At 42.7% G+C, this 23,685-nt stretch carries 23 protein-coding genes; 16 read left to right on the top strand and 7 right to left on the bottom strand.

Annotated features, from left to right (window positions below; translation table 11 throughout):
- The first annotated feature begins 32 nt into the window (after window positions 1-32).
- The 4 genes from metX to ACEPPX_RS00730 all read left to right on the top strand — a co-directional run bounded on the left by metX (window position 33) and on the right by ACEPPX_RS00730 (window position 4,629).
- Window positions 33-1,172: a homoserine O-succinyltransferase MetX gene (metX, locus tag ACEPPX_RS00745; protein WP_047760129.1), complete on the top strand. Its 1,140-nt coding sequence runs from the start codon at window positions 33-35 to the stop codon at window positions 1,170-1,172.
- A complete protein-coding gene (metW, locus tag ACEPPX_RS00740; RefSeq protein ID WP_416622542.1) occupies window positions 1,169-1,750 on the top strand; it encodes a methionine biosynthesis protein MetW in 582 nt (193 codons plus the stop codon). Before metX ends, metW begins: the two co-directional genes overlap by 4 nt.
- A gap of 408 nt (window positions 1,751-2,158) precedes the next feature.
- Entirely contained in the window at window positions 2,159-3,874 is a 1,716-nt protein-coding gene (locus ACEPPX_RS00735; protein WP_416622541.1) for a proline--tRNA ligase, read from the top strand.
- A 104-nt stretch (window positions 3,875-3,978) separates the two neighbouring features.
- Window positions 3,979-4,629, top strand: a complete 651-nt coding sequence (locus ACEPPX_RS00730; RefSeq protein ID WP_047760126.1) for a fumarylacetoacetate hydrolase family protein — start codon at window positions 3,979-3,981, stop codon at window positions 4,627-4,629.
- A gap of 93 nt (window positions 4,630-4,722) precedes the next feature.
- Here the strand turns inward: ACEPPX_RS00730 and ACEPPX_RS00725 are convergent, their stop codons facing one another.
- Window positions 4,723-5,259: an RDD family protein gene (locus ACEPPX_RS00725; protein ID WP_416622540.1), complete on the bottom strand. Its 537-nt coding sequence runs from the start codon at window positions 5,257-5,259 to the stop codon at window positions 4,723-4,725.
- 223 nt (window positions 5,260-5,482) lie between these two features.
- Here ACEPPX_RS00725 and pyrF point away from each other — a divergent pair, with 223 nt between their 5' ends.
- From pyrF to ACEPPX_RS00685, 8 genes are all read left to right on the top strand, one after another.
- Window positions 5,483-6,220, top strand: coding sequence for an orotidine-5'-phosphate decarboxylase (pyrF, locus tag ACEPPX_RS00720; RefSeq protein ID WP_416622539.1), 738 nt, complete (start codon window positions 5,483-5,485; stop codon window positions 6,218-6,220).
- Between the two features lie 16 nt (window positions 6,221-6,236).
- The gene (gene rfaE1, locus ACEPPX_RS00715) at window positions 6,237-7,199 is read left to right on the top strand and encodes a D-glycero-beta-D-manno-heptose-7-phosphate kinase (protein WP_416622538.1); all 963 of its coding nucleotides are present in this window, start codon (window positions 6,237-6,239) and stop codon (window positions 7,197-7,199) included.
- Window positions 7,200-7,255: 56 nt separating this feature from the next.
- Window positions 7,256-8,257 carry an ADP-glyceromanno-heptose 6-epimerase gene (gene rfaD / locus ACEPPX_RS00710; protein ID WP_416622537.1) on the top strand — a complete coding sequence of 334 codons (1,002 nt, stop codon included), beginning with the start codon at window positions 7,256-7,258 and terminating at the stop codon, window positions 8,255-8,257.
- A gap of 142 nt (window positions 8,258-8,399) precedes the next feature.
- Window positions 8,400-8,897, top strand: coding sequence for a ribonuclease E activity regulator RraA (rraA, locus tag ACEPPX_RS00705; protein WP_416622536.1), 498 nt, complete (start codon window positions 8,400-8,402; stop codon window positions 8,895-8,897).
- Between the two features lie 6 nt (window positions 8,898-8,903).
- Window positions 8,904-9,320: an OsmC family protein gene (locus tag ACEPPX_RS00700; protein WP_416622535.1), complete on the top strand. Its 417-nt coding sequence runs from the start codon at window positions 8,904-8,906 to the stop codon at window positions 9,318-9,320.
- 242 nt (window positions 9,321-9,562) lie between these two features.
- Window positions 9,563-10,270 carry a GntR family transcriptional regulator gene (locus tag ACEPPX_RS00695; protein WP_047760120.1) on the top strand — a complete coding sequence of 236 codons (708 nt, stop codon included), beginning with the start codon at window positions 9,563-9,565 and terminating at the stop codon, window positions 10,268-10,270.
- A 656-nt stretch (window positions 10,271-10,926) separates the two neighbouring features.
- The gene (gene hemA, locus ACEPPX_RS00690; RefSeq protein WP_416622534.1) at window positions 10,927-12,180 is read left to right on the top strand and encodes a glutamyl-tRNA reductase; all 1,254 of its coding nucleotides are present in this window, start codon (window positions 10,927-10,929) and stop codon (window positions 12,178-12,180) included.
- Window positions 12,181-12,480: 300 nt separating this feature from the next.
- A complete protein-coding gene (locus ACEPPX_RS00685) occupies window positions 12,481-13,278 on the top strand; it encodes a YiiX/YebB-like N1pC/P60 family cysteine hydrolase (RefSeq protein ID WP_416622533.1) in 798 nt (265 codons plus the stop codon).
- 44 nt (window positions 13,279-13,322) lie between these two features.
- Here the strand turns inward: ACEPPX_RS00685 and ACEPPX_RS00680 are convergent, their stop codons facing one another.
- Both ACEPPX_RS00680 and ACEPPX_RS00675 read right to left on the bottom strand, forming a co-directional pair.
- Window positions 13,323-13,856, bottom strand: coding sequence for a type IV secretion protein Rhs (locus ACEPPX_RS00680; protein WP_416622532.1), 534 nt, complete (start codon window positions 13,854-13,856; stop codon window positions 13,323-13,325).
- A complete protein-coding gene (locus ACEPPX_RS00675; RefSeq protein ID WP_416622531.1) occupies window positions 13,846-14,301 on the bottom strand; it encodes a DUF2062 domain-containing protein in 456 nt (151 codons plus the stop codon). The genes ACEPPX_RS00680 and ACEPPX_RS00675 overlap by 11 nt, the downstream gene beginning before the upstream one ends.
- A 245-nt stretch (window positions 14,302-14,546) precedes the next feature.
- On the opposite strand from ACEPPX_RS00675, the gene ACEPPX_RS00670 reads away from it, so the two are divergent.
- Entirely contained in the window at window positions 14,547-15,482 is a 936-nt protein-coding gene (locus tag ACEPPX_RS00670) for a glycosyltransferase family 2 protein (RefSeq protein ID WP_416622530.1), read from the top strand.
- Window positions 15,483-15,546: 64 nt separating this feature from the next.
- On the opposite strand, the gene ACEPPX_RS00665 is transcribed toward ACEPPX_RS00670, so the two are convergent.
- The 4 genes from ACEPPX_RS00665 to ACEPPX_RS00650 all read right to left on the bottom strand — a co-directional run bounded on the left by ACEPPX_RS00665 (window position 15,547) and on the right by ACEPPX_RS00650 (window position 18,646).
- Window positions 15,547-16,332: a glycosyltransferase family 2 protein gene (locus ACEPPX_RS00665; RefSeq protein ID WP_416622529.1), complete on the bottom strand. Its 786-nt coding sequence runs from the start codon at window positions 16,330-16,332 to the stop codon at window positions 15,547-15,549.
- Window positions 16,333-16,387: 55 nt separating this feature from the next.
- Window positions 16,388-17,341 carry a nucleoside hydrolase gene (locus ACEPPX_RS00660; RefSeq protein ID WP_047760114.1) on the bottom strand — a complete coding sequence of 318 codons (954 nt, stop codon included), beginning with the start codon at window positions 17,339-17,341 and terminating at the stop codon, window positions 16,388-16,390.
- A gap of 317 nt (window positions 17,342-17,658) precedes the next feature.
- Window positions 17,659-18,126, bottom strand: coding sequence for a type IV pilin protein (locus ACEPPX_RS00655; protein WP_416622528.1), 468 nt, complete (start codon window positions 18,124-18,126; stop codon window positions 17,659-17,661).
- A gap of 85 nt (window positions 18,127-18,211) precedes the next feature.
- Complete coding sequence (locus ACEPPX_RS00650) at window positions 18,212-18,646, bottom strand: type IV pilin protein (RefSeq protein WP_416622527.1); 435 nt, start codon at window positions 18,644-18,646, stop codon at window positions 18,212-18,214.
- 402 nt (window positions 18,647-19,048) lie between these two features.
- Between ACEPPX_RS00650 and ACEPPX_RS00645 the strand changes: the two genes are divergently transcribed.
- The 3 genes from ACEPPX_RS00645 to ACEPPX_RS00635 all read left to right on the top strand — a co-directional run bounded on the left by ACEPPX_RS00645 (window position 19,049) and on the right by ACEPPX_RS00635 (window position 23,628).
- The gene (locus tag ACEPPX_RS00645; protein ID WP_416622526.1) at window positions 19,049-20,218 is read left to right on the top strand and encodes an efflux RND transporter periplasmic adaptor subunit; all 1,170 of its coding nucleotides are present in this window, start codon (window positions 19,049-19,051) and stop codon (window positions 20,216-20,218) included.
- A gap of 11 nt (window positions 20,219-20,229) precedes the next feature.
- Window positions 20,230-22,167 carry a MacB family efflux pump subunit gene (locus tag ACEPPX_RS00640; protein WP_416622525.1) on the top strand — a complete coding sequence of 646 codons (1,938 nt, stop codon included), beginning with the start codon at window positions 20,230-20,232 and terminating at the stop codon, window positions 22,165-22,167.
- Between the two features lie 66 nt (window positions 22,168-22,233).
- Complete coding sequence (locus ACEPPX_RS00635) at window positions 22,234-23,628, top strand: TolC family protein (RefSeq protein WP_416622524.1); 1,395 nt, start codon at window positions 22,234-22,236, stop codon at window positions 23,626-23,628.
- Window positions 23,629-23,685: the final 57 nt, after the last annotated feature.

Here is a 23,685-nt window from a genome sequence, read left to right as displayed (position 1 = left end):
TAACCGTTTTCCGCCGTATTTGTCCGATTGTTATGAGCACAAATCAAAATGTGTGGTTGGTTTCACCGCAAAAAATCTCTTTTGAAACACCATTGTCTTTAGAAAACGGTGAAGTTTTACCACGCTTTGATTTGATGGTGGAAACTTATGGCGAATTAAACGCAGAAAAATCTAACGCCGTATTGATATGTCATGCGCTGTCAGGGCATCATCACGTTGCGGGCAGGCATAGTGCCGAGGATACACATGCCGGCTGGTGGGACAATATGGTGGGTCCCGGCAAGCCGATTGATACTGACCGCTTTTTTGTCGTAGGCCTTAATAATCTGGGCGGCTGTCACGGTAGTACGGGGCCTTTATCGCCTAATCCGCGAAGCGGCCACAATTACGGAGCCGATTTCCCTATGATAACGGTGAAAGACTGGGTTCGTTCGCAGGCTCTGTTGGCCGATTATTTTGGAATCAACCGATGGGCGGCGGTAGTCGGTGGCAGCTTGGGGGGCATGCAGGCTCTGCAATGGGCGATAGATTTTCCTGAGCGTGTAAGCCATGCTTTGGTTATTGCTTCCGCACCGAAGCTTTCTACTCAAAATATTGCTTTTAACGATGTTGCCCGCCAAGCGATTTTAACCGACCCTGATTTTTACGGCGGCCATTATGAACGGTTCAACAAAATACCTAAGCGCGGTTTGAAGATTGCCCGGATGATGGGGCATATTACTTATCTGGCTGAAGAAGGATTGGGTAAAAAATTCGGACGCGAACTGCGCAATGACCGTTATCAATACGGGTATGATATTGAGTTTGAAGTGGAATCTTATCTCCGTTATCAGGGAGACAAATTTGCCGGCAGTTTTGATGCAAACACCTATCTATTGATGACAAAAGCCTTGGATTATTTTGATCCTGCCGCCGAATACGGGCATGATCTGCAAAAAGCCTTGAGTCATACGCAAGCCAAATTTTTCGTAGCCAGCTTTAGTAGCGATTGGCGTTTTTCACCCGAGCGTTCCCATGAGTTGGTCAAGGCATTGATTGCCGCCCGAAAACCTGTTCAATACATCGAAATAGAATCCAATCACGGGCACGATGCCTTTTTGATGGAGGATGAGCCGTATATTCGTGCAGTGCGCACCTATATGAATAATATTGATAAGGAGCTTCGGGCATGAAATTACGCGATGATTTGCAATTGATTTACGAATGGATTCCTGCCGGCAGCCGTGTCTTAGACCTCGGCTGCGGAGACGGCGAATTACTATCTGCTTTGGTTACTTACAAGCAGTGCAGCGGTTATGGCGTGGAGATTGATACGGACAGCGTTATTGCGGCTATCGGCCGTGGGATAAATGTTATTCAGGCGGATTTGGAACGGGGCCTACAGGTATTTGACGACAATAGTTTCGATGTTATCGTATTAAGCCAAACCATTCAGGCTATGCAAAACACGGAAACTATTTTACGCGACCTGACCCGTGTCGCTAAACAGGCCATTGTATCGTTTCCGAATTTCGGTTATTGGCGCAACCGCTTGCAAATCGCATTTGGCGGCCATATGCCTGTATCCGAGCGTATGCCTTATCAATGGTATAACACACCGAATATTCATTGGTGTACTTTGGAAGATTTTGACCGCCTATGTGCCAAAAATAATATCCGAGTATTGGAACGTGCGGTGATGGCTGGTAGTAAAAGAATCGAAAAGCTGCCTAATCTTTTAGGTAGTTTGGCGTTCTACCGAGTGGGATAAATCAACAAGTACTGTCGGATAGCATAAAAATTTCATGTGGAAACGGTATGGCTGCCTGGTTTTTCTTTACATTTTGGCGGGCAGTCATAATTCATACACAATATCTGTGGATAACTTCGTGGATAAGCTTTGGGTAATGTGAAAAAATCAAGAAAACTCCAATCCTCTGCTTAATCTGATTAAAAAATAGTCAATTAAAAATCATATTAAAATCAATTAGTTATTTAAATTTTGATATAAATCTTATTATTTAAAAAAATTATAAGTAAAAACAATGCGGTTGAAAAAGCTGTGTATGAAAGCAGTTGACAACTATCAAAATACGGCGGTTCCGGTGAGAAAAGTATACTTTCGGCACGGTTTCACTGTACAATGCGGCATCATTCTAATGACCAGAATTTACATATTATGAAAGCCAGTCAATTTTTCATTTCCACGCTCAAAGAAGCACCTGCCGAAGCCACTTTACCCAGTCATCAATTAATGATCCGTGCCGGTTTGATTAAAGGTGTCGCATCCGGTTTGTATACTTGGATGCCCATGGGTTTGCGTGTTTTACGTAAAGTGGAAGCTATCGTGCGTGAAGAGATGAACCGCAGCGGTTCGGTAGAATTACTGATGCCGGTAGTGCAGCCTGCCGAATTATGGCAGGAAAGTGGCCGTTGGGAATTTTACGGTAAAGAATTATTGCGCATCAAAGACCGCCACGAGCGTGATTTTTGCATGGGGCCGACTTGTGAAGAAGTGATTACCGACATTGTGCGCAAGGAAATCACCAGCTATAAACAACTACCAAAAAACTTTTATCATATCCAAACCAAATTCCGCGATGAAGTTCGCCCGCGCTTTGGCGTTATGCGCGCCCGCGAATTTGTGATGAAAGACGCTTATTCTTTCCATGCCGACTATGAATCATTAGTTCGTGACGGCTACCAACCGATGTATGATGCGTATTGTCGGATTTTTGACCGTTTAGGTTTGAACTACCGCCCCGTGGCTGCTGATACCGGCAGTATCGGCGGGACAGGTTCGCATGAATTCCAAGTATTGGCAGAAAGTGGTGAAGACGTTATTGCCTACAGTGATACTTCTGACTTTGCCGCCAACGTCGAATTAGCCGCCACCCTGCCGCTAGCGGGCGAACGTGCCGCTGCCGCAGAGACATTAGAGAAAGTGCATACTCCTAATGTTAAAACCATTAATGAGTTGGTAGCATTCCTAAATGTACCGATTGAGCGCACTTTAAAATCCATCGTGGTAGAAGGTGAAGAAGAGGGCGAGTTGGTATTGCTTCTATTGCGCGGAGATCATGAATTCAACGATATCAAAGCCGAAAAACTGGCAGGTGTAAAATCACCGCTTACCATGGCAAATCCTGCCCTGATTCGTGACCAATTCGGTGCGAACGGCGGTTCCTTGGGACCGGTAGGCTTTAAAGGCCGCGTTTATGCCGATTTTGCTACCGAAAAAGCGGCCGATTGGGTTATCGGTGCCAATGAAGACGACTACCACTACACCGGTTTCAATTTCGGTCGTGATGCGGTTGAGCCTGAGTTTGTCGATTTACGCAACGTACTGGAAGGCGATCCCAGCCCCGACGGGCAAGGCCGTCTGAAATTAGCGCGCGGTATTGAAGTCGGACATGTCTTCCAATTGCGTACTAAATATTCGGAAGCCATGAATACCACTTTCTTGGATAACAACGGTAAATCGCAAATCATGGAAATGGGCTGTTACGGTATCGGTATTACCCGTATCGTAGCGGCGGCCATCGAGCAGAATCATGACGAAAACGGTATTATCTGGACAAAAGCCATGGCACCTTTTACTGTGGTGATTGTGCCGATGAATTACAAAAAATCCGATAGTGTACGCGAAGCGGCCGATAAGCTTTATGAAGAGTTGTTGGCTCAAGGTGTGGATGTATTGTTGGACGATAGAGATGAGCGTGCGGGCGTATTGTTGAATGATTCCGAATTATTGGGTATTCCGCACCGCATCGTTATCGGCGACCGTGCATTAAAAGAGGGTAACGTTGAATACCGGGCCCGCGCCGCAGAAGAAAACGAAACTGTGGCTATCGGCGAAATTGTAGGTAAAGTATTGGCGGTATTGGCAGATTGATTAAAGACGCATAGGCCGTCTGAAATTAGCAGATAAATTCCATCTCAAAATACCGTCCGGCTACAACTAGGGCGGTATTTTTATAACTCGAAGGAGAATATGAGATGACACAAATCCACTTAGAGCAAGAAACAGTAAAAGTTAACAATATTTTTTGTATCGGTCGTAATTATGTTGACCATATAGCTGAATTGAAAAATGAAACACCTACCGAACCGGTAGTTTTCATGAAACCGAACAATAGCATTATTGAAAGCGGACAAACTCTAACATTACCCGCATACAGCCAATCCGTGCATTATGAATGCGAGCTGGTATTATTGATAGGACAAGATGCGGACTCCATTAATCAAACCGATCCGCTATCCATCATTTCGGGCTATGGGGTCGGATTGGATTTGACTGCACGCGACATACAAAGCCGTCTGAAAGAAAAAGGCTTGCCTTGGACTAAAGCCAAAGGTTTTCGCGGCGCGGCTGCTTTATCGCGTTTCGTTGAGGCAGATAAACTGGCTGATCCAAATGATTGCGTTTTTACTTTTAAAATCAATGGAGAATTGCGCCAACAAGGACAAACCTCACATATGATTTATCCTTTATCGCATATTTTAAAAGAATTGTCTGAAACCTATGGATTAAGAAAAGGTGATATTGTATTTACAGGTACTCCTGCCGGCGTAGGAGAGCTGAACACCGGCGATAAATTGGAATTAGATTTGGCCGGCATTGTGAAAGCAGATTTTTTGGTAGGCTAAATTGGACAAGTAGTAGCTTTAGCTAAAACAAAAAGATGCCGTCTGAAAGTTTTCAGACGGCATCTTTTTGTTTTATTAAGTTATATGAAAGGTTTATTCTTCAGTCTTTTTCAAATTTACCAAGCGCGTGCCCGATAAAAAATCATACAAAAATTGGCGGTCATCATTAAAAAAGGCAAATCCCCACGGCAGTATCCACCAAATCAATGCCATAAAAAAGGCGTTAACCGGCGGTAGATGGAGCAGATCACGCAATCCTACATAGGCCAATAACGGGATAAACACCACAAATACACAAGCCCACATAAAGCGCAGACGTAATTGGGGCAGAGGCGGGCGGACTTGTTGCTGGTTGGTCAAACCGATTTTCCATACCTTCATAGGCAGCGTTTGGCCTTGGCGGTTCCAGTTTAATTTAAAGTACAACCACCAAGAGATTAGTAAAATAAGAGTAACGCAAATGCTGGAAAGAAAAGGAGATATGGCGTTTAGCACCGTTGCGGCAATACCGGCGGCTATGGCAGCCACGGCGGTTACCGCACCTATCAGCAGGCCTTCGTAAATCAAAGCTGCCAGTCGGCGTTTGAATGAAACGGGAGGTAAAATAATCGGCATAATCGGATAAATCATCAAATAACGGCAGGATGTTAGCAGAAAGCACTTGCTTTGGGCAGCCCGAAGTAGGTTTCGACCTGCTTAAAAACTGATAAAATCATGCTGCAATACTAAAAGTACAACATAGCGTATTTAAAATTTAATAAAACAGCAGGCTTTTATTTGTCGGAAATCTTTTTTCAGACGGCTGGATAATTAAGCATGCCGTCTGAATAGTATTTGATAAGAAAGAGATATTATGAACCCTTTAATTGCCGATTTTCATTCGGAAAACCGCCGTACTCCTGTGATTGTGGCGCTGGATTTTGCTAATGGGCAAGATACGCTCAATTTTGTCCGCCGCCTAAATCCCGATTTGTGCCAGTTGAAAATCGGCAAAGAATTGTTTACGGCTACCGGTAGAAATTTAGCCGAAAGCCTCATTAACCAAGGGTTCAAACTGTTTCTTGATTTGAAATACCATGATATTCCGAATACGGTTGCGTCAGCCTGTAAAGTCGCTGCCGATATGGGGGTATGGATGGTAGATATGCATGTTTCAGGCGGTCGCCGTATGATGGAAGCCGCCGCCGATGCAGTAGCGAATCACCGCCAAAAACCCCTGTTAATCGGCGTAACCGTATTAACCAGCATGGAGCAGGCAGACTTGGCCGAAATCGGCTTGAGCCGCCCTGTAGAGGAACTCGTGGCAAACTGGGCGAAACTGGCACAAAATTCAGGGCTGGACGGAGTGGTTTGTTCAGCTCACGAGGCTGCTACATTGCGCCGTACTTTGGGAGAAGATTTTGTATTGGTCACGCCCGGCATCCGCTTAGATGTTGCCGGTAATAATGATGACCAACGTCGAATCATGACACCTGCACAAGCATTAGCGGCAGGTTCTACTTATTTGGTGATGGGCCGTCCCGTTACCCAAGCTGTTAATCCTATTGCCGTATTGGACGAAGTGAATGCGTTTGCCAATGCAGGTTATTAAATAAGAAAGCCAATCCATGATTGCCCATATCCGTTCAGAAGAATTAAAACAGCGCTTGGCACAGGCACGTGTTTTGGTGGTTGGCGATGTGATGCTCGACCGCTATTGGTTCGGCGATGTTTCGCGTATTTCTCCCGAAGCTCCCGTTCCGGTTGCTAAAATCGGTAAGATTGACCAACGGGCCGGCGGAGCTGCTAACGTTGCGCGTAATATTGCCGCCTTAGGTGGAAAAGCGGCTTTATTGTCGGTAACAGGCGATGACGAAGCCGCCGACGTATTGGAAAATCTGATGTTGCAAGACGGTGTTGCTTCTTATTTGTTGCGTGATAATGAAATTGCAACCACCGTTAAATTACGCGTAGTCGCCCGTAATCAGCAGCTTATCCGCCTTGATTTTGAAGAAATGCCCAATCGAGAAATATTGGACGCCGTGAAACAGCAATACCGCAGCCTGTTGTCGGAATATGATGTAATCGTATTGTCTGATTATGGCAAAGGCGGCCTTACCCACGTTTCTGCTATGATAGATTGGGCGAGAGAAGCGGGAAAGCCCGTTTTAGTAGACCCCAAAGGCGATGATTACGATAAATATACCGGTGCAACCTTACTCACGCCGAATCGTGCGGAGTTGAGGGAAGTAACCGGTAGTTGGCGAACAGAAGAAGAGTTAACCGAGAAAACCCAAGGCTTGCGCCGCCGCTTAGGTTTGGATGCTTTGTTGCTGACACGAAGCGAAGAGGGGATGAGTTTATTTGGAGAAGATCAAATTACCCATCAGCCTACGCGCGCCCAAGAAGTATATGATGTTTCAGGTGCGGGAGATACCGTAATTGCAACTATGGGTTTGGCAATGGCTGCCGGATTCGATACTGCCCAAGCCATGCATTTGGCTAATGCGGCAGCAGGCGTAGTGGTTGCTAAGTTGGGGACTGCCGTGTGCGGTTTTGAAGAGTTAAATAACGCCTTGGCACAAGATTAAATTGAAGTGCCGTCTGAAAGTATTTTCAGACGGCACTAAATAGTAGAGGAAAATATATGACCATCATCGTAACCGGAGCCGCCGGTTTTATCGGTAGCAATATCGTCAAAGCCCTAAATGAGCGCGGCATTACCGATATTATTGCCGTAGATAATTTAACTAAAGGCGAAAAGTTTAAAAACCTTGTTAGCTGCGAAATCGCACACTATCTCGACAAACATGAATTTATCCGTCAAGTGCGTGAGCACACTCTGCTTTACGATGATATCCAAGCGGTGTTTCACGAAGGTGCATGTTCCGACACCATGGAACATAACGGCCTGTATATGATGGAAAACAACTACCAGTACACTCTTGATTTGCTTGATTGGTGTCAAGACGAGCGTATTCCGTTTCTATACGCATCCAGTGCCGCTGTTTACGGAAAGGGTGAAATTTTCAGGGAAGAGCGTGAGTTGGAAGCACCGCTTAATGTATACGGTTATTCCAAGTTCCTGTTCGACCAAATCGTCCGCCGCCGCATGGAACAGGGATTAACCGCCCAAGTTGCGGGTTTCCGCTATTTCAATGTGTACGGCCAACACGAGCAGCATAAAGGCCGCATGGCTTCCGTAGCCTTCCATCATTTCAACCAATACCGTGAAAACGGCTATGTTAATCTTTTTGGCGGGTACGACGGTTACGGCAACGGGGAGCAGTCCCGTGATTTCGTTAGTGTTGAAGATGTGGTTAAAGTTAATCTGTTTTTCTTTGATCATCCTGAACAATCCGGCATCTTTAACCTCGGCACAGGGCGAAGCCAACCATTTAATGATTTGGCGGCTGCTACAGTTAATGCATGCCGTGTAGCAGAAGGCAAGCAGGCAATGAGCTTGAAAGAGTTAGTAGAAGAAGAGCTCATCAGATATATTCCTTTCCCCGATGCGCTCAAAGGCAAATATCAGAGCTTTACCGAAGCCGATATTTCCCGTTTGCGAGAGGCAGGTTATGAAGATGGTTTCCTCGATGTAAACGAAGGCGTAAGCCGTTATGTGCATTGGATGCTGCAAAACCTGTAAGTGTGATTTTGCAGTAAATAATAATTTCAGACGGCCTTCTATTTTATAAGGCCGTCTGAAAAATATTCAAGAAAACGCTTCAAATCAAATGTATTCAGCTTTAAGCAGGTACTTCGATAAAACATGAAATAAGGAGCGCAATATGAGTGAGAAATTTAACTTTTCAACTGCCGACCTAATTGATATCGCCCCTGATACACCATCGTGCGAAACACAATTCAAACATTTTGGCCGCCGAGCATGCTTTTATGGAAAAATCCGTACTGTCAGATGCTACCGCGATAATGGTTTGGTCAAGCAATTGATGAATAGCCCGGCTAACGGAGAAGTTTTAGTGGTAGACGGCGGCGGCTCGCTGTATAGCGCGCTAATGGGAGATTTAATTGCCGGCGCAGGCGCAGCTAATGGTTGGGCTGGAGCCGTGATTAACGGAGCTATCCGCGATACCGAAGCCATCAATATGATGGAATTTGGTGTGAAGTCGCTTGGCAGCAATCCGCGTAAAAGTGCCAAAGACGGATTGGGGGAAACAGATATCGTAGTTAGCTTCGGCGGGGTTGATTTTATCCCCGGTCATTATATTTACAGCGATGCCGACGGAATATTGGTATCGCCTCATCCGATACACGAAAAGGAATAGAACAAGATGCAGATTACCTCTCAATGGCTCGACAATATGTGCTTCGTTGCCACGGCCGAATCAGGCCACAGTGTTATCATGGAAGGATCCGCCGCCGAAGGTAAGGCAAAGCGGGGCCCCAGCCCGATGGAAATGCTGCTTATGGGGGTTGCGGGATGCTCAAGTATTGATGTTGTGATGATTGCCGAAAAACAGCGTCAGAATATCGTTGATTGCCAAGCTACTGTTACAGGCAAAAGAGCAGATGAAACCCCGCGAGTATTTACCGAAATACATATTCATTTCAAAGTAATTGGTTATGATTTAAAAGAAAGCGCCATTGAAAAAGCCGTACAAATGTCGGCAGAGAAATATTGTTCGGCTTCTATTATGCTGGGCAAAGCAGCTAAAATCAGTCACAGCTTTGAAATCGTTGCAGCCTAAACTATAATTTAATTTGTGAAGAGTGCGGAATCTTACCGGGATTCCGCTTTTTTATTAGAATAATCAGGCTATTCAAACTGCCCTGCCTAAGCAGCAGAAATAAACTGTCAACAATATTAGCACTTCGGCTATAATATATTTCATAAATTATTTGGTACTGTAATAAGCTATAAGGCAGGCATTTAAAGCCTGTCTCTCTGAAAATAAAACAAAGCTGCAATATATGCGGTGGAAAAAATATTATGAAAAATGAATTAGAAAATCGTTTAATAGAGGCGCCTGCCGCTTCATCTATGCTTCCTGAAGAGCGGCACGACAGCGAGCTTTTCCGTGTTTACGCCGCTATTTTAGACGCCATTACCGACCGTGTATTACTGCCGGGAAAAAAACTTACGGAATCTGATCTGTGCCGTCAGATGAATTGTTCCCGCAGTACTGTTCGAGGGGCTTTGTCATTATTGGCACATGACAAAATCGTTGATTTGTTGCCTAATCGAGGTGCATTCGTACATGAACCGGATGCTAAAGAAACCAAAGACGTATATGAGCTTCGGATTGCACTCGAAGAAATGGTTATGGAAATGTTACTTGATTTACCTGACTTATCCAGTCGGTTAGGCCCTTTATATGAAATGATCGAGCAGGAAAAAATTGCATTCGAGCAGGGGGATAAAGTTAATTGGGTACGTTTGGTTAATGCTTTCCATGTCGAACTGGTACGTTTGCTAAATAATGATGTTTTAACCGAGATGATGAATTCACTCTGTGCGCGTTCGTCACTTATGATTGCGGTATTCGATAAACCTGTACGTCGCAATGGTTCATATGAAGAACACAAAGAAATCTTGGATTTGTTAAGTGAAGGAAAACGTGCGCGCGTATGTAAAACCATGCGCCGCCATTTGGGTGGATGTCAAGAACGTTTGAATCAACAGTTTTCTAATAATTAATAAGTAAATTTATATCTTTGATTGTTGTTTTAGTTTTCGTAATAATCGCAGCAAAGCTATCCGATTAAAACCATAGAGATGACGGGCGTCAGCTACCGATTATTACGAAAGCTTGTTGAGCAAGAGAATATATTTTTGATTTAATAATTAATATATATAAAAATGCGGCTATTTAATAAAGGCGACTTTAAAACATTCTCCGCCAATTCTTAATTTTATAGTGATGATTTTTATGGATTCACTATAATGCTGAAGAGACTGATGTATTTCTCTGCAGTTTCTACCCGAAAATTTGAGTAATCACAGTATCAGTTGATTTAAGTTTCACATCACAGTAGATTTTCTGATTCGAATTTATCCTAACAGTAAGACAGAAGTACTGTTGGAGCAGTATATATAGATATTTGCTTGATTTATTATTTCTGATAACGATAAATAGATATGCAAATGAGCTATTTGTTTCTATGTAAATAGAATAGAAAATTTGTTAGTTTGTATCTTTTATATGCCTATAGAATTTTCCTCTGGCGCGGTAATAGAGAGGCAGCCGTTTTTAGGTTTATATACTGTTTCGCTATCGGTATATAGCATTTTTTTCAATCGAGATTTGCGATACAATAGCGTGTTTGCTTATTAACAATAAACCAACTTTCATAATGCAACTCACCGCCATAGGCCTTAACCATCAAACCGCACCCCTTAGCATACGTGAAAAACTTGCGTTTGCGGCCGCAGTATTGCCGGATGCCGTTCGTGGGTTGGTTAATAGCCATGCGGCGCAAGAGGCCGTTATTCTTTCTACTTGTAACCGAACCGAGCTTTATTGCATCGGCGATCCGGAGTCTATAGTCGAGTGGCTGGCAGATTACCAACAATTGCCGGTTGAGGAAATCAGACCTTATTTATATATTTACGGTTGCAGCGATACTATCCGCCATGCTTTTAGGGTTGCTTGTGGGCTAGATAGTATGGTGCTGGGCGAGCCGCAGATTCTAGGCCAAATTAAAGATGCAGTCAGGGTTGCTCAAGAGCAAGGTACGACAAGCACTTGGTTGAATGCCTTATTCCAAAAAACATTTTCTGTAGCCAAAGATATACGAAGTGGTACCGCAGTTGGGGAAAATTCGGTTTCCATGGCTGCCGCATCGGTAAAAATGGCCGAACAAATTTTCCCGGATATTTCTGATTTAAATATATTATTTATCGGTGCCGGTGAAATGATTGAGCTGGTAGCCACTTATTTTGCAGCAAAAAATCCAAAAATGATCACGGTTGCTAACCGAACATTGTCGCGTGCGCAAGAGTTGTGCGAAAAATTAGGGGTGAATGCCTCGCCTTGTTTGTTAACTGAGCTACCTGAAATTCTTCACCAGTATGATGTAGTGGTTTCATCTACAGCCAGCCAGTTGCCGATTGTCGGTAAAGGTATGGTGGAACAAGCGTTAAAGCGGCGTCATTATATGCCTGTATTCATGCTGGATTTAGCCGTGCCTCGAGATATTGAAAAAGAAGTTGCCAAACTTAATGATGCTTTTTTATATACGGTTGACGATATGATGGCAATCGTGCAACAGGGAAAAGAAGCGCGTCGAAAAGCTGCTGCAGAAGCGGAAACCATGGTTGAGCAGAAAGTAGGTGAATTCATTGAGTGGCAAAAAAGCCGTCAGAGCGTTCCTTTAATCCGTGCTTTGCGTGACGAAGGCGAGCGTGCACGTCGTTACGTTCTCGAAAATGCAATGAAACAGCTTGCAAAAGGCACCCCACCGGAGGAAGTGCTGGAACGTTTGTCAGTACAGCTTACCAATAAGCTGCTGCATTCACCTACGCGCACCTTGAATAAGGCGAGTGGGCAAGATAACGAGCTGGTGGATGCGGTTGCTCAGATCTATCACTTACACCATCATGATTAAAATAGCATCATAACCGTTGGATAGAAAAGTGCGGTGTTAATCACCTTATGCAAATTAACGTTTTCGAGGCCAGCAGCAAAATCATAACTGTTTTGGGCGATTGATTCGTACCAAGGCATGTAACCATATCTTAGATGACCTCATTCAAGCAGCAGCTTATAAGCAAACCCTTAGCGTATTTACTACCATTTAACCAAATTCGCTAACTCTCAGGCAAACTAAAAATAAAAACACATGGCCAAACGGTAAAATATAGACATTACTGAAAATAAATACACCAAAATCAACATCAGCAGTATTATGAAAAGATTGGTTCTTCTACTACCTGTAATAGGTGCACTTTCAGCTTGTGCTACACAATGGCAGAAAAATGAACACGGTTTAAAACTCAAATACGCGCGCAGCAGCACCTTACCAAAAGCCGAAGCTCGCCCCATTCAAAGCCAAGATTTGCAAGCAGGCGATATTTTATTTTCTGCTAACCGTTCAGTGGTCTCACTAGGTGTACGTCTTTTTAATAACGCTGCCGTCAGTCATGCTTTTATTTATTTGGGTGATGGGCAAATTGCCGAAGCAGTAGGTTCCGGTGTGCGCATTCGACCATTAAAAGAAGCCCTACAAGAGTCTAATTTAATGGCTGCTTTCCGACACCCGGATGTAAATGAAGAAGATATTTTGCAATTACGCCATTTTGCCGAACAGCAGGCAGGAAAAAATTATAATTATCTCGGTATTGCCAAACAAAGCACCTATTCTATCACCCGCAATGTCTGCGAATTACCTATTATGCCGCGTCACATACGCCATTTTTGTCTTAGCTCTATGGCAACTATTTTAATTACACCTTTTGCAGGGCAGGGCTTTTTTTGTTCCCAATTTGTGATAGAAGCATTTAACGCCATTGGTAAACCGCTCACACGAACTCCGGCCGAATGGGTGACACCGCAAGATATTCTACATATGCGAGAAGGTGATATTGCCACCGTTAGAGCTACTGCCAGATTACAATATGTTGGGCATCTTGCTTGCAAAAATTCCATTTGGAACAATGGCTGTAACCGTATTGCCGAAAATCATATTTCATTGAAAAGCGAATAGTTTTCAGACGGCCTTTGCTTGTTTTGCACAAGTAACCCTATAAATCAGGTGTATTGCTTTTGATAGGAAGGCAACAAGGCTTTGCTATTTGGATTGCTTAGAAATTCTTTCAGAATATTTTCAAATAAAGGCAGCTGTTTAACATAGTTCTGCCAACCGAGATACTTACCCGCATAGTAGTGTGCCAGCATATCGGCTTGTTGTTCCATATTTAGATCGGAAAATGAGCGGATGCTTTCAAGATTAGGGTAAGCATAAGCTTTTTTATGTCGGTATCCGCCGCATAAAGCCAGCCATATTCCGGCCAATAATGGTTTAAAGCCGTTTTGATACTGCCAAACATGGGTGAGTTCGTGTATCAACCACATTTGGTGAGATTCGGTTGTACAAGTAAAATCATCAGGGCAATTACTGCGCGGAAAAAAAATACTGTTGCAGGGAGCCACTGCTGTCTTAATGAAAGGTAGTAAGGGAATACCTTTAAAAATACGTACTTTTTGATAATCGATACTATTGCCAAAAATCTTTTTTGCCGTTTCGATTTCAGTATCCGTAAGAGCCCTAAAGCTACTTTGCATTTTTCCCCCTACGTTTGTGCCATTTATGAGTGGTACGTAACCGCCATATCCATAAAACGCCAATATATCCGATGATTGCCAATGTTATGCCCAGTGTAGGAACACCGACCAGGAGGGGTTTACCGGCACCTAACAGCCAATTCCATGATTCGATAATAAAGTTATTATTATCTAAAGAAGGAAATTCCAAGCTTTCTGAAGAATCTTTTCCTAGAATTAATGCGCCGATACGGTAGGCGGCATAGTAAAGAGGCATATAGGTTAGAGGGTTGGTATACAGCGTAGTAAATAAAGCAACCGGTAAGTTTGTACGCAAAAAATAAGCAACCATTAGTGCGCTAAGCATTTGCGTCGGGCCCGGCATAAGTCCGCAAAATAAGCCTACTGCTACAGATACAGCCGCTTGTCTACGGTTAAGTGTCCAAAAATAGGGCTTGTCAAACATAGGCGCAAACGGCTTTGCCCATCGGGATGCGAAAATTTCATCTCGATGAGGGAGTTTTTGGCTCAATTTTTTACGGTGGTTTGGTATTGTCATAATGGTTTAAGTGGGGATACGTGGGAATATTTAAAGAGAGGCGTTATCCTTATCGGGTATAATAAGCGAATTATTAGGCCGTCTGAAAAGAAAGACGAACTGCTACATACAGCAGGAAAATATTCGGCTATGTAAATATAAAAGGATGAAGAATGGATCAGGTTGAACTGATTTTTATTAATTGGAACTCTGCCGACTTATTATTTGCTGCAGTGGCAACACTAAATAAAACTTCTCTACCATATCGGATTTGTGTAGTGGATAACGGTTCGGCTGATGATTCTTGTGCACAGATCAAAGCCCGCTTGCCGGAAGCTAAGCTGATCGAAATGGGTTATAACTCTGGTTTCGCAACAGCTGTGAATGCGGGATTGAATGCTTCGGAAAGCCGTTTTGCATTAATTTTAAATACGGATATTGAGTTTAAAAATGATGTGCCAGCTCTATTGGTTGAAGCTCTAAAACAATTTAATGCTGTTTTGGCTTGTCCGGAGCTTCATCGACCGGACGGTTCTCTACAAGCAGCAGTCGTACCGGAGCCGACACTGGTAACAGAGCTGACTAATCGCAGTGTAGCCCGCAGGCTTTTAGATTACGACCGAAGTAATCCCTCACTGGTAGCAAGTATCGTAGGGCCTTGTATGGCTGTTGATATTGAAAAATTAAAAGCGTTGGGGCTGGGGGCAGACGGACGCTTTTTTGACGAACGTTTTTTCTTCTTTTTTGAGGAAACTGATTTTTGCAAGAGAATCATAAAATCGGGCGGTAAGATTGTTTATCAGCCCAAAGCACAGCTTATGCATATGCAGGGTGAAAGTGCCAATAAACGCCCGATCGGAGCCAGAGTACAGTTTCAAGAATCTCGCTACAAATATTTTTACAAGCATTATGGTATCGGAGCAGTTGTATTATTATTTGTAGGGACTTTAATGCGCACATTAGTAAATGCAGTAGTCCAAACCCTAGTTGCTGTTTTCAGTTTAAGCAAGAAGCAAAATAAAGCTTGGGATAAGGCTTATGTATATTGGGCATTGGTAATTTGGCATATTTTGCTATGTCGCCCAAAGTGGAGTTTTGATAAGCGCTAAGTTGGTATGGTCAAAAAACAAGCCGTCTGAAAAAATTTTCAGACGGCTTGTTTCATTGAAAAAATTATGATTTGCGTGCTAACCATAATGCTGCATATTTATTGAATGCAGATTGTGCGGATAATACGGATAATAACAAACCATGTTTGCCGTCTAAAAATCCCGCTTTCAAAATATACATTTTGATAAAACTTGCGGCGCCATGCAGTAAAGCTTGGCCTAAAGATGATGTTTTACCTTCTGCGAGGCGTTGTTCGGCCCAGATTTTACTATATAAATTCTGCTTTGCTAAAAATTGTTCTAATGTTGTATAGGTATAGTGTAGGGCATCTCCCTTTAATTTTTTTATTTGGGTATGCGCAGGCAGGATTACTTTTTCATGTACCAAATCATTACTATAACGGGCATAGGCAGTAGGATAAAGACGAACGACCCAATCGGGATACCATCCGCAATGCCGGATAAATGCTCCGAAAGTATTACTGAGACGGTTAAATTCAAATGCGGTATGACCATCAGCCGGAGTATTCAGTACGGCATCACGGATGCTTTGCTGTAATTCGTTCGTTAAACGCTCGTCAGCATCCAACCACAACACCCATTCAGTTTGGATATATTGATGGGCACGGTTACGTTGGGAGCCGAATCCGGGCCAGTCTGCATATTGATAGAAGCTTGCATGATAACGCTTTGCAATCTCGGCAGTAGCATCTGTGCTGCCGGAATCAATAATAATGATTTTATCGGTTAAGTCTGATAGGCTTTGTAAACAAGCATCTAAGTTGGCCGCTTCATTTTTAGTAATTAAAGCAACGGTCAAACCTGGTTTTAAATGATTGGATATATTCATAAAATTTTAAAAGGCCGTCTGAAAATATTTTCTTCAGACGGCCTGATAATTAATATTAGGGAAGTTGTTTGATTGATTCGGCCAATTCGTGGAACATCTTATTGGCATTTACTTCGGTTACCCAGTGAACGTTGGCAGGTTTACCGGTTGTCCCCCACCAGTCTACCACGCATGCGCCCATTGTGAGTTCGCTTTGTGTTTCTATGTCAACATGACAGTCTCGACCACTGAAAAACTCGGGGAATACGGCATAAGTGATGGCGCATGGGTCATGCAGAGGGCCTCCCTCCAAGCCGAATTTCTGGGTATCAAAACGCTCATAGCTCTGCAAAATATTGGCTAATCGCATACCATTGGTATTATCCTGTTTACGCAGAATATCCATGCGGGGGGTAGTAATAGTAGCTTTATGTGTAACATCTAAAGGTAAAACAACAATCGGAACTCCGCTTTGCAACACGATTTGCGCGGCATGGGGATCGACATAGAAATTAAATTCTGCCGCAGGGGTAATGTTACCGGCTTCAAAATAATTACCGCCCATCAATACAATCTGTTTGATGGCGCGGGCAATATCGGGAGCCAAGCTTAAAGCTTGGGCAATATTTGTTAGCGGACCTATTGGGCAGATAGTAATGCTTGAATCATCAGCTTTTCGCAGCGTATCGATGAGGTAGGGAACTGCGTGAATAGGTTGGAGCGGACAGGTAGGCACATGTAGTTCCGTTCCATCCAACCCGGTTTTCCCGTGTACCTCTTCGGCAGTAACCAATGATCGCAATAACGGCTTTGATGCTCCGGCATAAACGGGGAAGTTTTTTTCACCAGCCCAATCACAGATAATGCGGGCATTGGTACTGGTATGGTGTAAACCGACATTACCGGCAACTACGGTTAGAGCCATAAAATCAATTAAACCGCGTTTGGCCAAGCCATGAGCCATCAGAATGGCCGCTGCATCGTCTTGACCGGGATCGGTATCGATAATTAGGCGGATTTTTTCAGACATATTTTAATTTCCTGAGGGAAGTGGCTTATTGGTAAAGCAAATACTGTTATGGTATTTGCCTCCGTTATCCAAACATCTGTCTTTGGCAAGAAAGCGTTCAACACAGATACCGAATAGTATGGCGAGGATTAGGCAAAACAAGATGGCAATATGGTTCATTGAAACTGATAATGTATGATACAAAGCGTAAGTGTAACGCAGTAGCCGCATGCATACAATACAATCGCTATCTGAGTAGCATGTTATTTAACGGATTACAGAGTACAGTATTTTACCATTATCTTAAATTACCACCGAACAAGAACGGGCAGATTATATTATTGGTACAGTTTACAGTTTTTATCTACGCGGCTGCCACCTGTGAAAAATGTATTTTTATCCGAGCAGGTAGATGAAGAGGTTTCGCAGATATATGTGGTAAGTGACTCATTAATTTTGATTATGCGTGGTTCATCTTGCTTATTGTAAGCTACGGCTTTCAACATAAATTTATCATCCAGCGCGCCTCTGGCATTGCCTTGTGGGCGAATACAAAAATATTGGGTATGGGTAACCGGTAAGTTAGGCCATGTGGTTGAAGTCTGTTTAAATGTACTATGACGTGAGTAAAAGCGTTCTAAATAGTGGGCATTTTCCAGTAGAGCTGCACGAGCTCTTTCTATTCGGGCTTTACGGGTATGCTGCTGATAGGTGGGGAGCGCCACCATGGTAATAATACTGATAATAAGAATAACAAAAATGATTTGTATGATGGTAAAACCACGGCTATTCATATTAAAGAGCATAATAACTCCAAGTTAATTTAATAACTTTTGTTATTATGCCTTTCAATTTTAAAAATGACAATGTAATTTTATTGTCAGCGTAAAATTAACGGCTAGAGCATTTTAAATTATTAGAAGGACCCTCACAAACAAGGGTACCACTTTCTGTTAGAATAATTGAGAGATCCCCATCTTCCTTACTTTTATATTCATCTTTATAGCTTGCCTTCAACATAAAGCCACAATTTTCAGGAGAATTATTAGTACATTGATTCTTATTATTCGGAGTCTCCAACGAAATGGAAAAATATTTGTTCTGTTGTAAGGCAATATTGTCTTTATCAGTAGGATAACGGGCATGTTGCGCATAATAACGCTCCATTAATTGGGCATTATGCAACAAGTCGGCACGAGCACTTTCTAAGCGCGTATCGCGTATATATTTCTGATATGAGGGGTAGGCTATTGTGGCGAGGATGGCTAATACGACTACCACAATCATCATTTCAATTAGGGTGAAGCCTTTTTGGTATTGTTTCATAAGAAATAGATAATGCCGATGTCATTAGGCATCAATAATATATTTAAAATGTAAATTGTAGCTTACTTTATTGTAAATTTAGTGCAACTTTATCTGAGCGTTGCATAAATGCGACGAGCGCGATATTTGTTAATATTTTCACTAAATAATATGCAATTTTGTAAAATAGTTGCGTTCTATTTGTAAAGATATTTGGAATAATATTTTAAATATCAATGCATTAAATAATATTTTCTGCTACTTTGCGCTTGGCTGGCATTATGAACTCCAGTAAACTTGCGGCTAATTTATTATTAGTCTGTTTGGATTTTAGTATGTTATAAAGTTTCAGACGGCCTGATGATTTGAAACCGGATAAAAAATATATCTTTGAATATTCTCGAATTATGGACTTTGTGATTTATGAAAAAGCCAATCAAATGGTTAATTATTTTAGCTTTTTTAACAGTAATTGCCGCTGGTGCATGGTGGTGGTTAAAACCCAAAAATGAAATCACTTATTTAACTGAAGACGTCAAGCGTACCGATATTGAGCAAACTGTAAGTGCTACGGGTGAAATTTCTGCTGCTCAACTAGTTGATGTAGGGGCGCAGTCGACCGGTCAAATCAACAAGTTATATGTAAAAGTCGGGCAACAGGTAAAAAAAGGCGATTTGATTGCGGACATCGATTCCACTACTCAAAAAAATACCTTGAGTACGCACAAAGCACAGTTGGAAACTTATCAAGCCAAGCTGGTATCGGCTCAAATTGCCTTGAAATCCGCTGAAAATAAATATAAACGCGAACAGGCTTTATGGGCGGAAAATGCAACTTCGAAAGAAGAATTGGAAAGTGTACAGGATGCTTTGGCCGCAGCTAAAGCCAATATTGCGGAAATCAAATCAGCTATTCGGCAAACTCAAATCTCTATCAATACGGCCGAGGCTGATTTAGGGCATACGCGTATTAAAGCACCTATGAGCGGCACCGTGGTTTCGATCGTGGTAGAAGAGGGCCAAACGGTCAATTCAAACCAATCGGCTCCGACTATTGTACAAATTGCCGACTTGACCAAAATGCTTAATAAAATGCAAGTGGCCGAAGGTGATGTAGATAAAGTTAAAGCAGGCTCATCTTTAACGTTTACGACACTGGCTCAGCCCGATAGAGTACGAAAAGGGGTATTGGATTCGGTAGATCCGGGACTGACAACCATGTCGAAAGGCAGCTATACCAAAAGTACCGATACTACGGACTCCGCAATCTACTATTATGCACGGGCATATGTGCCAAATGAAGACCACTCTCTTTATATCGGTATGACTACTGAAAATTCTATTGTGGTTAATTCAGTTAAACAAGTATTAGCAGTACCGACTTTAGCGGTGAAATACAACCATGGAAAAGCGGTTGTGCGTGTGTTGGGAGAGCAAAACCGACCGCAGGAGCGCGAAGTAGTTGTCGGGTTAAGCGATGGTATGTCTACCGAAATCAAGTCGGGTTTGAAAGAGGGTGAAAAGGTTATCGTTTCCGAAGTATCGGCAGATGAAAAAAATACATCGCGCGGCATGGGCCGCCCGCCTATGTAAACGGTGCCGCCATGAGTTTAATCGAATGTAAAAATATTAACCGCTATTTCGGCAGCGGAGATAACCGTGTTCATGTGCTGAAAAACATTAATCTCAATATCGAGAAAGGCGACTTTGTTGCAATTATAGGTCAGTCGGGTTCGGGCAAATCGACACTCATGAATATATTAGGGTGCTTGGATGTTGCCTCTTCCGGCTCTTACAAAGTAGACGGTATAGAAACCTCAGCCATGACCGCCGATGAATTGGCGGGCTTGCGCCGAAAGCGATTTGGTTTTATTTTTCAACGCTATAACTTATTGAGCTCGCTAAGCGCGCGTGAAAATGTCGCTTTGCCTGCCGTATATGCTGGTTTGGATTACGAAGAACGCAGTCGTCGTGCCGATGGTTTGCTGAGTGATTTGGGATTGGCTGGAAAAGAGAATAATAAACCCAGCGAGCTTTCAGGCGGCCAACAACAGCGTGTCAGTATTGCCCGTGCGTTGATGAATGGCGGGGAAATTATTCTTGCAGACGAACCTACCGGTGCATTGGATACCGAAAGCGGAGCCAATGTGATGGAAATCATCCATCAATTGCATGCACAAGGGCATACGGTTATTTTAGTTACGCATGATCCCAATATCGCAGCAAACGCTAATCGTGTCATTGAAATCCGTGATGGTGAAATTATTTCCGATATCAGTAAAAATACTGATATTACTGCCGTAGCTGTGCAGAGTGTACATGAAAATCGCTCATGGTCTTTTTATAAAGATCAGTTTGCAGAATCTTTCCGGATGTCTGTGCAGGCTATCTTGGCTCATAAAATGCGCTCGCTACTGACTATGCTAGGCATCATTATTGGTATTGCCTCGGTAGTTTCGGTTGTTGCTTTAGGACGCGGTTCACAAGAAAAAATATTAAAAGACATTAATGCGATGGGTACCAATACCATCACGATTTACCCGGGTAAAGGCTTTGGCGATCGTAGGTCCAGTCGGGTAAAAACTTTAACCGTAAGCGATGCGAATGTTATCAGTAAGCAAAGCTATATTGAAAGTGCTACTCCGATGACTTCGGGGGGAGGGACGTTAACTTACCGCAATATAGCACTCACGGCCCAGCTTTACGGTGCGGGGGAGCAGTATTTTAATGTTCAAGGCATAAAGCTGAAAGAAGGGCGCTTTTACGATTTAGCCGATGTTAAAGGTAGTAATCAAGTTGTTGTGATAGATGAAAATACCCAAAAGCAATTATTCCGGTCGGGTGAGAATGCTTTGGGGAAAACGATATTATTTAAAAAGCGCCCGTTACGTGTAATTGGTGTCGCAATGAATGAAGATTCAAGTTTCGGTTCAAATGACCAGCTACAGCTTTGGGCCCCTTACACAACGGTTATGCAGCAAATTACCGGTGCGCGTCACATCAGTTCGATTTCGGTGAAAGTAAAAGACAATGTTAACTCTAAAGCAGCTGAAAAAAGTCTGACAGAGCTATTGACTGCACGCCATGGAAAAGAAGATTTCTTCATGAATAATATCGACAGCATCAAGCAAACTATTGAAAGTACTACTAATACACTCACTCTTTTAATTTCCAGTATTGCTTTGATTTCATTATTGGTTGGTGGTATAGGTGTGATGAACATCATGTTGGTATCGGTAACCGAACGCACAAAAGAAATCGGTGTCCGTATGGCAATCGGCGCCCGGCAATTCAATATATTGCAGCAATTTTTGATTGAAGCCGTATTAATCTGTCTGATCGGCGGTTTGGCAGGCATATTGTTTTCGGTTTTAATAAGTATTGTGTTCAATCATTTCACGACCAATTTTGCTATGTCGTTTTCTACCGTATCGATTATTGCAGCGGTAACTTGCTCAACTGTTATCGGTATCATATTTGGCTTTATGCCTGCTAAGCGTGCTTCCCAACTTAATCCGATAGATGCATTAGCCCATGACTAAGCCATTAGCTTTAAAGTAACTATCCGGTTTGAATTCTGAGTATTCTTATCAGGTGCGGAAAATTAAATGAATCGAAAAAATATTTTTCAGACGGCCTCTATCGTAGCGGCTGCTTTGGCACTAAGTGCTTGTGCTACCCATAAAGTAGCAGAACCGCTGACATTAGAATCAAGCGGCCAAGTATTGTCGGCAAAACAAACTACCGAAAGTTATGATGTCAACGGCGATTGGTGGCAGATTTACCAAGACGAATCCTTAAACAGCCTTATTAACCAAGCTCTGCAAAATAATATCAACTTGCGTCAGGCAGCATTGAATGTCAATAAAGCACTGTATCAAGCAAATATTATCGGTGCGAACCTTACCCCATCGTTTAACTCATCATTAGGCGCTTCTGCTTCTAAAAATCTTAAGACAGGCGGTTCGAGTAGTAATAGTTTCAGCAGCCAGATGGGATTAAGTTATGAACTGGATTTATGGAAGAAGCTCAGTGCTCAGACTGACGCACAAGTTTGGGAATATCAGGCAGGCCGTAAAGATTTGGCCGCAGCACGTCTTACTCTGATTAATAATGTCGCCGATGCTTATTTTAATATCGCTTATTTGAATGAAGCGATTGCGCTTACGCAAAAATCAGTTAACCAATACCAAGACATTGATAGAATTGTGCGTGCCAAATACCGGTATGGGAAAGTTTCTTCTGCCGAACCTAATCAATCCGAACAATCTTTATTGACCCTTCAAAGTACTTTGTTAAATTTAAAAAGCAGCCGTGAAAATCTTGAAACTACCTTACGAAACCTATTGAACCTAAAGCCGTCGGAAAATCCGGTTGTAACCTCAGAACATTACCGCCTACCTAAAAAAGTGGGAAATGTTGATTTAAATGTGCCGATTACAGTTTTAGCCAACCGTCCGGATTTGCGTGCCGCTGAATACCGATTACAGTCATCTTTAAGAAGTCTGGAAGCACAAAAGCGTAGTTGGTATCCGAGTATTACTTTAGGAGCTTCTTTAAACACTGCCTCAGATAAGGCTTCATCGTTGTTTAAAGTGCCTGTTTTAGGCGGCTCGGTACAGATAAATTTACCGTTCCTAAATTGGAAGGTTTTGAAATGGGAAGATAAAACGGCCGAAGCTAATTTTGAAAGTGCACGGTTAAGCTTTGAAGAAGCTTTGACTACGGCATTAAATGAAGTGAATAGCCATTACCGGCTTTATCAAACCGGCTTGCAAACACTTTCCAACTTAGAGAGGCGGTATGCTTTGGATAAGAAAAACAGCCGCTATTACCAAGTACGCTACCAATACGGTAAAAACGAATTGAAATCTTGGCTGGAGGCGCTTAACAGTGAGTATGGCTCGGAGCAAAATGTACTCAGCCAACGCTATGAAGTTTTAAAATACGAGAATATGATTTATAAAGCGATGGCCGGACGTTATACTCCGAAAGACTATTAGTTGATAAAAGCTTTCAGACGGCATCAATCAAATAACCCCCTTGCTTCAAACAATAAG

It is taken from the genome of Neisseria sp. S1, assembly GCF_048060015.1.
Classification (GTDB): Bacteria; Pseudomonadota; Gammaproteobacteria; order Burkholderiales; family Neisseriaceae; genus Neisseria; species Neisseria arctica.
This window is presented reverse-complemented; position numbering and strand designations above follow the sequence as displayed.

Bases quoted from the DNA above. Each gene is read 5' to 3' on its own strand.
- metX (WP_047760129.1), top strand. From the start codon at position 33: ATGAGCACAAATCAAAATGTGTGGTTGGTTTCACCGCAAAAAATCTCT.
- metW (WP_416622542.1), top strand. From the start codon at position 1,169: ATGAAATTACGCGATGATTTGCAATTGATTTACGAATGGATTCCTGCC.
- ACEPPX_RS00735 (WP_416622541.1), top strand. From the start codon at position 2,159: ATGAAAGCCAGTCAATTTTTCATTTCCACGCTCAAAGAAGCACCTGCC.
- ACEPPX_RS00730 (WP_047760126.1), top strand. From the start codon at position 3,979: ATGACACAAATCCACTTAGAGCAAGAAACAGTAAAAGTTAACAATATT.
- ACEPPX_RS00725 (WP_416622540.1), bottom strand. From the start codon at position 5,259: ATGATTTATCCGATTATGCCGATTATTTTACCTCCCGTTTCATTCAAA.
- pyrF (WP_416622539.1), top strand. From the start codon at position 5,483: ATGAACCCTTTAATTGCCGATTTTCATTCGGAAAACCGCCGTACTCCT.
- rfaE1 (WP_416622538.1), top strand. From the start codon at position 6,237: ATGATTGCCCATATCCGTTCAGAAGAATTAAAACAGCGCTTGGCACAG.
- rfaD (WP_416622537.1), top strand. From the start codon at position 7,256: ATGACCATCATCGTAACCGGAGCCGCCGGTTTTATCGGTAGCAATATC.
- rraA (WP_416622536.1), top strand. From the start codon at position 8,400: ATGAGTGAGAAATTTAACTTTTCAACTGCCGACCTAATTGATATCGCC.
- ACEPPX_RS00700 (WP_416622535.1), top strand. From the start codon at position 8,904: ATGCAGATTACCTCTCAATGGCTCGACAATATGTGCTTCGTTGCCACG.
- ACEPPX_RS00695 (WP_047760120.1), top strand. From the start codon at position 9,563: ATGAAAAATGAATTAGAAAATCGTTTAATAGAGGCGCCTGCCGCTTCA.
- hemA (WP_416622534.1), top strand. From the start codon at position 10,927: ATGCAACTCACCGCCATAGGCCTTAACCATCAAACCGCACCCCTTAGC.
- ACEPPX_RS00685 (WP_416622533.1), top strand. From the start codon at position 12,481: ATGAAAAGATTGGTTCTTCTACTACCTGTAATAGGTGCACTTTCAGCT.
- ACEPPX_RS00680 (WP_416622532.1), bottom strand. From the start codon at position 13,856: ATGCAAAGTAGCTTTAGGGCTCTTACGGATACTGAAATCGAAACGGCA.
- ACEPPX_RS00675 (WP_416622531.1), bottom strand. From the start codon at position 14,301: ATGTTTGACAAGCCCTATTTTTGGACACTTAACCGTAGACAAGCGGCT.
- ACEPPX_RS00670 (WP_416622530.1), top strand. From the start codon at position 14,547: ATGGATCAGGTTGAACTGATTTTTATTAATTGGAACTCTGCCGACTTA.
- ACEPPX_RS00665 (WP_416622529.1), bottom strand. From the start codon at position 16,332: ATGAATATATCCAATCATTTAAAACCAGGTTTGACCGTTGCTTTAATT.
- ACEPPX_RS00660 (WP_047760114.1), bottom strand. From the start codon at position 17,341: ATGTCTGAAAAAATCCGCCTAATTATCGATACCGATCCCGGTCAAGAC.
- ACEPPX_RS00655 (WP_416622528.1), bottom strand. From the start codon at position 18,126: ATGCTCTTTAATATGAATAGCCGTGGTTTTACCATCATACAAATCATT.
- ACEPPX_RS00650 (WP_416622527.1), bottom strand. From the start codon at position 18,646: ATGAAACAATACCAAAAAGGCTTCACCCTAATTGAAATGATGATTGTG.
- ACEPPX_RS00645 (WP_416622526.1), top strand. From the start codon at position 19,049: ATGAAAAAGCCAATCAAATGGTTAATTATTTTAGCTTTTTTAACAGTA.
- ACEPPX_RS00640 (WP_416622525.1), top strand. From the start codon at position 20,230: ATGAGTTTAATCGAATGTAAAAATATTAACCGCTATTTCGGCAGCGGA.
- ACEPPX_RS00635 (WP_416622524.1), top strand. From the start codon at position 22,234: ATGAATCGAAAAAATATTTTTCAGACGGCCTCTATCGTAGCGGCTGCT.